This window comes from Acerihabitans arboris (genome assembly GCF_010131535.1).
Classification (GTDB): Bacteria; Pseudomonadota; Gammaproteobacteria; order Enterobacterales; family Enterobacteriaceae; genus Acerihabitans; species Acerihabitans arboris.
In genome coordinates this window covers 19086-27635 of record NZ_WUBS01000026.1, presented here as the reverse complement: position 1 = coordinate 27635, position 8550 = coordinate 19086, and the positions used below count along the sequence as shown (strand labels likewise).

The window sequence follows — 8550 nt, the reverse complement described above, 5'->3', positions numbered from 1 at the left end:
ACATCAAGATGGTTGTTAACCTGATTGCCCCGATCGCCATGGACGACGGCCTGCGTTTCGCGATCCGCGAAGGCGGCCGTACCGTTGGCGCCGGCGTGGTTGCCAAAGTTATCGCGTAAGACTGTTGTATAAGTCTTGAAAGATGTCGAATAACATTTGACGTAGCGCGCAGTAAAAGGGCATCATTTGATGCCTTTTTTCTACGCTGTGACAGAGAACCTATCTCATCAGCGATTTTACGTCATAATCATTGGTGAGATGGGCTCTTCATCAGCGGCGTGAAGCTTCGAAGTTTTGTTGCTTTCAAAGAGCACTCTTCGCTTGGTAGCCTCGCCCTCTGCGGGGCTAAGTTGTTTGTGTGAATCCTACGTGACAGGTTTTTTTTATGAGTGCGAATACCGAAGCTCAAGGAAGCGGGCGTAGCCTGGAAGTGGTAAAGTGGGTAGTTGTCGCTGTACTGCTGGTGGTTGCGATCGTCGGTAATTATTATTATCGTGATTTTAGCTTACCCCTGCGAGCGCTGGCAGTCGTGCTGATTATCGCTATCGCAGGCGGTATTGCCCTGATGACGGTCAAAGGCAAATCGACCGTTGCGTTTGCCCGTGAAGCGCGTACCGAAGTACGTAAAGTGATTTGGCCGACCCGCCAGGAAACGTTGCATACCACGTTAATTGTCGCCGCGGTGACCGCCGTGATGTCACTGATCCTGTGGGGACTGGATGGTATTCTGGTCCGTCTGGTATCGTTTATTACTGGCCTGAGGTTCTAAGATGTCCGAAGCTCCCAAGAAACGTTGGTACGTCGTCCAGGCGTTTTCCGGTTTTGAAGGTCGCGTATCGCAGTCCCTACGCGAACATATTAAATTACACGATATGGAAGAGCTGTTTGGCGAAGTGATGGTGCCGACGGAAGAAGTCGTCGAAATTCGCGGCGGCCAGCGTCGCAAGAGCGAACGCAAATTTTTCCCGGGCTATGTGCTGGTACAAATGGTGATGAACGACGCCAGCTGGCATTTAGTGCGCAGCGTGCCCCGCGTGATGGGCTTTATCGGCGGCACCTCAGACCGTCCGGCGCCTATCAGCGATAAAGAAGTGGATGCGATCATGAATCGTCTCCAGCAGGTGGGTGATAAGCCGCGTCCGAAGACGCTGTTCGAACCCGGCGAACTGGTGCGCGTCAACGACGGTCCGTTTGCCGATTTCAACGGTGTGGTGGAAGAAGTCGACTACGAAAAAAGCCGCCTGAAAGTGTCGGTGTCGATCTTCGGCCGCGCCACGCCGGTTGAGCTGGACTTCGGCCAGGTAGAAAAAGGCTGACGGCCGACCCCCTATCGATTATTTTTAATGCTTGCTCAAGGCGCGAAATTGAACTAGAATTTCGCGCCTTTCGTTTTTATGTGCTCAAGGGCATGTAATAGCTTATACACTGGGGAGCCTTAACCGGCGCTATCACCCGCTAGAGGAAATTCAAATGGCCAAGAAAGTACAAGCCTATGTAAAACTGCAGGTTGCAGCAGGCATGGCGAATCCAAGTCCGCCGGTCGGCCCAGCACTGGGTCAGCAGGGCGTTAACATCATGGAATTCTGTAAAGCCTTCAATGCCAAGACTGAAAGCATTGAGAAAGGTCTGCCAATTCCGGTTGTTATCACCGTTTACTCCGACCGCTCTTTCACCTTCGTTACCAAAACTCCGCCGGCCGCCGTACTGCTGAAGAAAGCCGCAGGCGTGAAATCCGGTTCTGGTAAGCCGAATAAAGAAAAAGTTGGTAAAGTAACGCATGCCCAGGTTCGCGAAATCGCGGAAACCAAAGCGGCGGATATGACGGGTGCCGATGTGGAAGCGATGTCTCGCTCCATTGAAGGTACTGCTCGTTCCATGGGCCTGGTAGTGGAGGATTAAGAAATGGCTAAACTGACCAAGCGCATGCGTGTAATCCGCGACAAAGTTGATTCCACTAAGCAATATGACATCAACGAAGCCGTTGCTCTGCTCAAGGAATTGGCTACCGCCAAGTTCGTTGAAAGCATCGACGTTGCCGTAAACCTCGGGATTGATGCCCGTAAGTCCGACCAGAACGTCCGTGGCGCCACCGTCCTGCCTAACGGCACCGGCCGTACCGTACGCGTTGCCGTGTTCACCCAGGGCGCAAACGTCGAAGCCGCCAAGGCTGCCGGCGCAGACCTGGTTGGCATGGATGACCTGGCTGACCAGATCAAGAAAGGCGAATTCAACTTTGACGTTGTTATCGCTTCCCCGGATGCCATGCGCGTCGTGGGCCAACTGGGCCAGATCCTCGGGCCGCGCGGCCTGATGCCTAACCCGAAAGTGGGTACCGTCACCCCGAACGTCGCCGAAGCGGTTAAAAACGCCAAGGCCGGTCAGGTTCGTTATCGCAACGACAAAAACGGTATCATCCACACCACCATCGGTAAAGTGGACTTCGATACTGACAAATTGAGGGAAAACCTGGAGTCTTTGCTGGTTGCGCTGAAAAAAGCCAAACCAACTCAGGCCAAAGGCGTGTACATCAAGAAAATCAGTCTCTCCACCACCATGGGTGCGGGCCTGGCTATCGATCAGAGCGGTTTGGCGACGGTTGTCGCATAATTACCCCTTTGACTTGGGCGAAAGATTTGTCTAGAATCTAACGCCCTGTTGCTTCGCCATTGGTTGATGTTTAGCCTGGGCGGAAAAACAACAAGATTTTCGGTTGGAGCTTGGCCTTATCCAAGCCTCCGTCCAAGACCGCAGGTGTGTTTTTTAACCCTAAGTATTTCGAGGTGCAGAAAGGCGGCAACCGAGTGACAAATCTGTATGGAACGGATTTGAACAGCGCTCGGCGCTCGCTGGCCCGAAGGGTGAACCTCAGGATGAGGTTCACCAATCCCCAGGAACTTACTTAAGTAAGTTTCTGGGGTGAGTGAGGGCAGCCAACGCATCCGCAGCTTGAAAGATGACGGGAAGACACTTAATCGTCCTGCGTAGACGGTGACAGAAGCTGAATAACATATTCGTTTGCTGGATTCTGCTCACCGTGTTTAGACGCTTATCTCCATCTTGGTGATAAGCAAGTGAGTCCCGGGTGATTTTCCCCGGCTAAATCCAGGAGCACAAGCTAATGGCATTAAACCTTCAAGACAAACAAGCGATTGTTGCTGAAGTCAGCGAAGTAGCCAAAGGCGCGCTGTCTGCTGTCGTTGCGGATTCTCGCGGCGTTACAGTAGGTAAAATGACTGAACTGCGTAAAGCAGGTCGTGAAGCTGGCGTATACATGCGTGTTGTTCGCAACACCCTGCTGCGTCGCGTCGTAGAAGGCACTCCTTTCGAATGCCTGAAAGACACGTTTGTTGGTCCGACCCTGATTGCATTTTCTCATGAACACCCGGGCGCTGCCGCTCGTCTGTTTAAGGCTTTTGCCAAAGAAAATGCCAAATTTGAGGTTAAAGCAGCAGCCTTTGAAGGCGAAGTTATCACGGCGGCCAATATCGATCGCCTGGCAACTCTGCCGACTTACGATGAAGCAATCTCACGCCTGATGTCGGCCATGAAAGAAGCCTCTGCAGGCAAATTGGTCCGTACACTGGCTGCACTGCGCGATCAGAAAGAAGCGGCTTAATTGCCTTCTCTTTCGGTTGTTATTGCGAACGTATAAACACTTTCTGAATTTTAGGAACTATTGTTATGTCTATCACTAAAGAACAAATTCTGGACGCAGTTGCAGAAATGTCCGTAATGGACGTCGTTGAGCTGATCTCCATGATGGAAACCAAATTCGGCGTTTCCGCTGCCACTGCTGTTGCAGCAGCTGCCGGCCCGGCTGAAGTCGTTGAAGAAAAAACTGAGTTCGACGTCGTGCTGACCGCTATCGGCGGTAACAAAGTATCTGTTATCAAAGCCGTTCGTAGCGCTACCGGTCTGGGCCTGAAAGAAGCCAAAGACCTGGTTGAATCTGCTCCGGCAACCATGAAGGAAGGCGTTAACAAAGACGACGCCGACGCTCTGAAGAAAGCCCTGGAAGAAGCTGGCGCTTCTGTTGAGATCAAATAAGATCTCCCAGGTTGCAGCCTGAACCTAGGCTGATGGCTGGTGACTTTATGGTCACCAGCCTTTTTGCGCTGTAGGGCGTCAGTGGGGTTTCACACTATTTAACCACTGGCCAACCCCAATATCTTTCTCTATCGACGACTTAATATATTGCATCTCCTGTCGAGCCTCCCTGGTTTAACAAAGTGCGACGAAATGGTTTAAGAGTGATAGAAACAGGTATTGCGGAAGGGGGGTTTTCTTTCCGAAGATGTATACCCAATAGATTTCGCGTTGCGGGAAGGCGGCAAGCGGGTGAATCCCGATGAGCTTACCAAGGTAAGTGATTCGGGTGAGCGAACGTAGCCAATACACCCGCAACGTGAAAGATGAAGGGTATAAATGGTGTTGCATGACCTGTCCTTCTTGGGCGGACAGAGTGGGTCACTGATCAGCGAGCTGAGGAACCCTATGGTTTACTCCTATACCGAAAAAAAACGCATTCGTAAGGATTTTGGGAAACGTCCCCAAGTGTTGGACATCCCATATCTCCTTTCCATACAGCTTGACTCGTTTCAGAAGTTTATCGAGCAAGATCCGGAAGGACAGTACGGACTAGAAGCGGCATTCCGTTCTGTATTCCCCATCCAGAGCTACAGCGGCAATTCGGAACTGCAGTACGTCAGTTACCGTCTGGGCGAGCCTGTATTTGATGTCAAAGAGTGCCAGATTCGTGGAGTGACATTCTCCGCACCGCTGCGCGTAAAACTGCGCCTGGTGATTTACGAGCGTGAAGCACCGGAAGGCACGGTTAAAGACATCAAGGAACAGGAAGTCTACATGGGCGAAATACCGCTCATGACCGACAACGGGACTTTTGTAATCAACGGGACCGAGCGTGTTATCGTTTCCCAGTTGCATCGTAGCCCCGGCGTATTCTTTGACAGCGATAAGGGCAAGACGCATTCGTCCGGTAAAGTGCTGTATAACGCACGTATCATCCCTTACCGTGGTTCCTGGCTGGATTTTGAGTTCGATCCCAAAGACAACCTATTCGTACGTATCGACCGTCGGCGCAAGCTGCCCGCAACCATCGTGTTGCGCGCGCTGAATTTCACCACGGCGCAGATCCTGGATACGTTCTTTGACAAAGTCATTTACGAAATCCACGACAATAAACTGCAGATGGAACTGGTTCCTGAGCGTTTACGTGGTGAAACCGCTTCGTTTGACATCGAGGCCAATGGCACCGTCTATGTCGAAAAAGGCCGCCGCATAACCGCGCGCCATATTCGCCTGCTGGAAAAAGACGGCATTGATAAAATCCATGTACCGGTTGAATACATCATCGGTAAAGTGGTGGTCAAAGACTACATCGATGAAAATACCGGTGAAATTATTTGTCCGGCCAATATGGAACTGACGTTGGACCTGCTGGCGAAACTGAGCCAGGCGGGACACAAGCGTATCGAAACGCTGTTTACCAACGATCTGGACCATGGTTCGTATATCTCCGAGACCCTGCGCGTCGACCCGACCAGCGATCGCCTGAGCGCGTTGGTTGAAATCTACCGCATGATGCGTCCCGGCGAGCCGCCGACCCGCGAAGCGGCGGAAAACCTGTTTGAAAACCTGTTCTTCTCGGAAGATCGTTACGATCTGTCCGCGGTTGGCCGGATGAAGTTCAACCGGTCCTTGCTGCGTGAAGAGATTGAAGGTTCCGGCATCCTGAGCAAGCTCGACATCATTGAAGTGATGAAGAAGCTTATCGGTATCCGTAACGGTTCTGGTGAAGTCGATGATATCGACCATCTGGGCAACCGTCGTATCCGCTCCGTGGGCGAAATGGCGGAAAACCAATTCCGCGTCGGCCTGGTGCGTGTTGAGCGTGCGGTTAAAGAACGTCTGTCCCTAGGCGATCTCGATACGCTGATGCCGCAGGATATGATCAACGCCAAGCCGATTTCGGCCGCGGTTAAAGAGTTCTTTGGTTCCAGCCAGCTGTCTCAATTTATGGACCAGAACAACCCGCTGTCGGAAATTACGCATAAACGCCGTATTTCCGCGTTGGGCCCAGGCGGCTTGACCCGTGAACGCGCCGGCTTCGAAGTTCGCGACGTGCATCCGACCCATTACGGCCGGGTATGTCCCATCGAAACGCCGGAAGGCCCGAACATCGGTCTTATCAACTCCCTGTCCGTGTATGCGCAGACCAATGAATATGGCTTCCTCGAGACGCCGTATCGTCGGGTGCGTGAAGGCGTGGTGACCGATGAAATCCACTACCTGTCCGCGATTGAGGAAGGCAACTTCGTTATTGCCCAGGCCAATACCAATCTCGATGAAGAAGGCCATTTCGTCGATGATTTGATAACGTGCCGCAGCAAAGGCGAATCGAGCCTGTTCACCCGCGACCAGGTCGACTATATGGACGTATCGACTCAGCAGATCGTGTCGGTGGGTGCCTCGCTGATTCCCTTCCTGGAACATGATGACGCCAACCGCGCCCTGATGGGTGCGAACATGCAACGCCAGGCCGTACCGACCCTGCGCGCCGACAAGCCGCTGGTAGGCACCGGCATGGAACGCGCCGTGGCCGTTGACTCCGGTGTTACCGCCGTAGCCAAACGCGGCGGTACCATCCAGTATGTCGATGCGTCTCGTATCGTGATTAACGTTAACCCGGATGAAATGGTTGCCGGCGAAGCGGGTATCGATATCTACAACCTGACCAAATATACCCGTTCCAACCAGAACACCTGCATCAGCCAGATGCCTTGCGTGTCCCTGGGAGAACCGATAGAACGCGGCGATGTGCTGGCTGACGGTCCGTCCACCGATTTAGGTGAACTGGCATTGGGCCAGAACATGCGCGTAGCGTTCATGCCGTGGAACGGCTACAACTTCGAAGACTCCATCCTAGTCTCCGAACGCGTGGTGCAGGAAGATCGCTTTACCACCATCCATATCCAGGAACTGGCGTGCGTGTCCCGCGACACCAAGCTGGGGCCTGAAGAGATCACCGCCGACATCCCGAACGTGGGTGAAGCCGCGCTCTCCAAACTGGATGAATCCGGTATCGTTTATATTGGCGCCGAAGTGACCGGTGGCGATATCCTGGTGGGCAAGGTAACGCCGAAAGGCGAGACCCAGCTGACCCCGGAAGAAAAACTGCTGCGCGCCATCTTTGGTGAAAAAGCCTCCGACGTGAAAGATTCGTCGCTGCGCGTGCCTAACGGTGTTTCCGGTACGGTTATCGATGTGCAGGTGTTTACCCGCGACGGCGTGGAAAAAGACAAACGCGCGCTGGAAATTGAAGAAATGCAGCTTAAGCAGGTCAAGAAAGACCTGACTGAAGAACTGCAGATTTTCGAAGCCGGCCTGTTTGCCCGTATCCATGACGTACTGGTTTCCGGCGGCATCGAGGACGAGAAGCTGTCCAAGCTGACGCGCGAGCGCTGGCTGGAACTGGGTCTGACCGACGAAGACAAGCAGAATCAGCTTGAGCAACTGGCAGAGCAGTACGACGAACTGAAAACCGTGTTCGAGAAGAAGCTGGAAGCGAAACGTCGCAAGATCACCCAAGGTGATGATCTGGCGCCGGGCGTGCTGAAAATCGTTAAGGTCTACCTGGCGGTTAAACGTCAGATTCAACCGGGCGACAAGATGGCGGGCCGTCACGGTAACAAGGGTGTTATCTCCAAGATCAACCCGATCGAGGATATGCCTTACGATGAAAACGGCGTGCCGGTCGATATCGTGCTGAACCCGCTTGGCGTACCGTCGCGTATGAACATCGGCCAGATCCTGGAAACCCATCTGGGCATGGCGGCCAAAGGCATCGGCGACAAGATTAACGCGATGCTGAAACGTCAGGAAGACGTGTCCAAGCTGCGTGAGTTTATCCAGAAAGCCTACGATCTGGGCGATGATGTTCGCCAGAAAGTGGATTTGACTACCTTCACGGATGACGAAGTGTTCCGTTTGGCGGAAAACCTGAAGAAGGGTATGCCAATCGCGACACCGGTGTTTGACGGCGCCAAGGAAAAAGAAATCAAGGAACTGTTGCAGTTGGGCGGCTTGCCGACCTCCGGCCAGATAACTTTGTTTGACGGCCGTACCGGTGAACAGTTCGAACGTCAGGTCACCGTGGGTTATATGTACATGCTGAAACTCAACCATTTGGTTGATGACAAGATGCATGCCCGTTCCACCGGTTCCTACAGCCTGGTTACCCAACAGCCGTTGGGTGGTAAGGCGCAGTTCGGCGGCCAACGCTTCGGTGAGATGGAAGTGTGGGCGCTTGAAGCCTATGGCGCGGCGTACACCCTGCAGGAAATGCTGACAGTTAAGTCGGATGATGTTAACGGTCGTACCAAGATGTACAAAAACATCGTGGATGGCAATCATACGATGGAACCAGGCATGCCGGAGTCCTTCAACGTATTGCTGAAGGAAATCCGCTCTCTGGGCATCAACATCGAGCTGGAAGAAGAGTAATTTACCCCTATGGCTTTCAGATCGTGG

Annotated in this window: 8 protein-coding genes; all 8 read left to right on the top strand. The window is 53.0% G+C overall.

The features are described from left to right. A partial coding sequence (locus GRH90_RS24820; RefSeq protein ID WP_199379605.1) for an EF-Tu C-terminal domain-related protein occupies positions 1-119 on the top strand: 119 nt, incomplete at its 5' end. Between the two features lie 266 nt (positions 120-385). Next, positions 386-769 (top strand): preprotein translocase subunit SecE, encoded by a 384-nt coding sequence (gene secE, locus GRH90_RS24815; protein WP_162368660.1) that lies wholly within the window; start codon positions 386-388, stop codon positions 767-769. A gap of 1 nt (position 770) precedes the next feature. Beyond that, the gene (gene nusG / locus GRH90_RS24810) at positions 771-1316 is read left to right on the top strand and encodes a transcription termination/antitermination protein NusG (protein WP_162368659.1); all 546 of its coding nucleotides are present in this window, start codon (positions 771-773) and stop codon (positions 1314-1316) included. A 154-nt stretch (positions 1317-1470) separates the two neighbouring features. After that, a complete protein-coding gene (gene rplK / locus GRH90_RS24805) occupies positions 1471-1899 on the top strand; it encodes a 50S ribosomal protein L11 (protein WP_162368658.1) in 429 nt (142 codons plus the stop codon). A gap of 3 nt (positions 1900-1902) precedes the next feature. Continuing rightward, positions 1903-2607, top strand: a complete 705-nt coding sequence (gene rplA, locus GRH90_RS24800; RefSeq protein ID WP_162368657.1) for a 50S ribosomal protein L1 — start codon at positions 1903-1905, stop codon at positions 2605-2607. A gap of 511 nt (positions 2608-3118) precedes the next feature. Beyond that, a complete protein-coding gene (gene rplJ, locus GRH90_RS24795) occupies positions 3119-3616 on the top strand; it encodes a 50S ribosomal protein L10 (RefSeq protein WP_162368656.1) in 498 nt (165 codons plus the stop codon). 65 nt (positions 3617-3681) lie between these two features. Beyond that, positions 3682-4047 (top strand): 50S ribosomal protein L7/L12, encoded by a 366-nt coding sequence (gene rplL, locus GRH90_RS24790; protein WP_162368655.1) that lies wholly within the window; start codon positions 3682-3684, stop codon positions 4045-4047. 447 nt (positions 4048-4494) lie between these two features. Next, the gene (rpoB, locus tag GRH90_RS24785) at positions 4495-8523 is read left to right on the top strand and encodes a DNA-directed RNA polymerase subunit beta (RefSeq protein WP_162368654.1); all 4029 of its coding nucleotides are present in this window, start codon (positions 4495-4497) and stop codon (positions 8521-8523) included. Positions 8524-8550 lie beyond the last annotated feature (27 nt).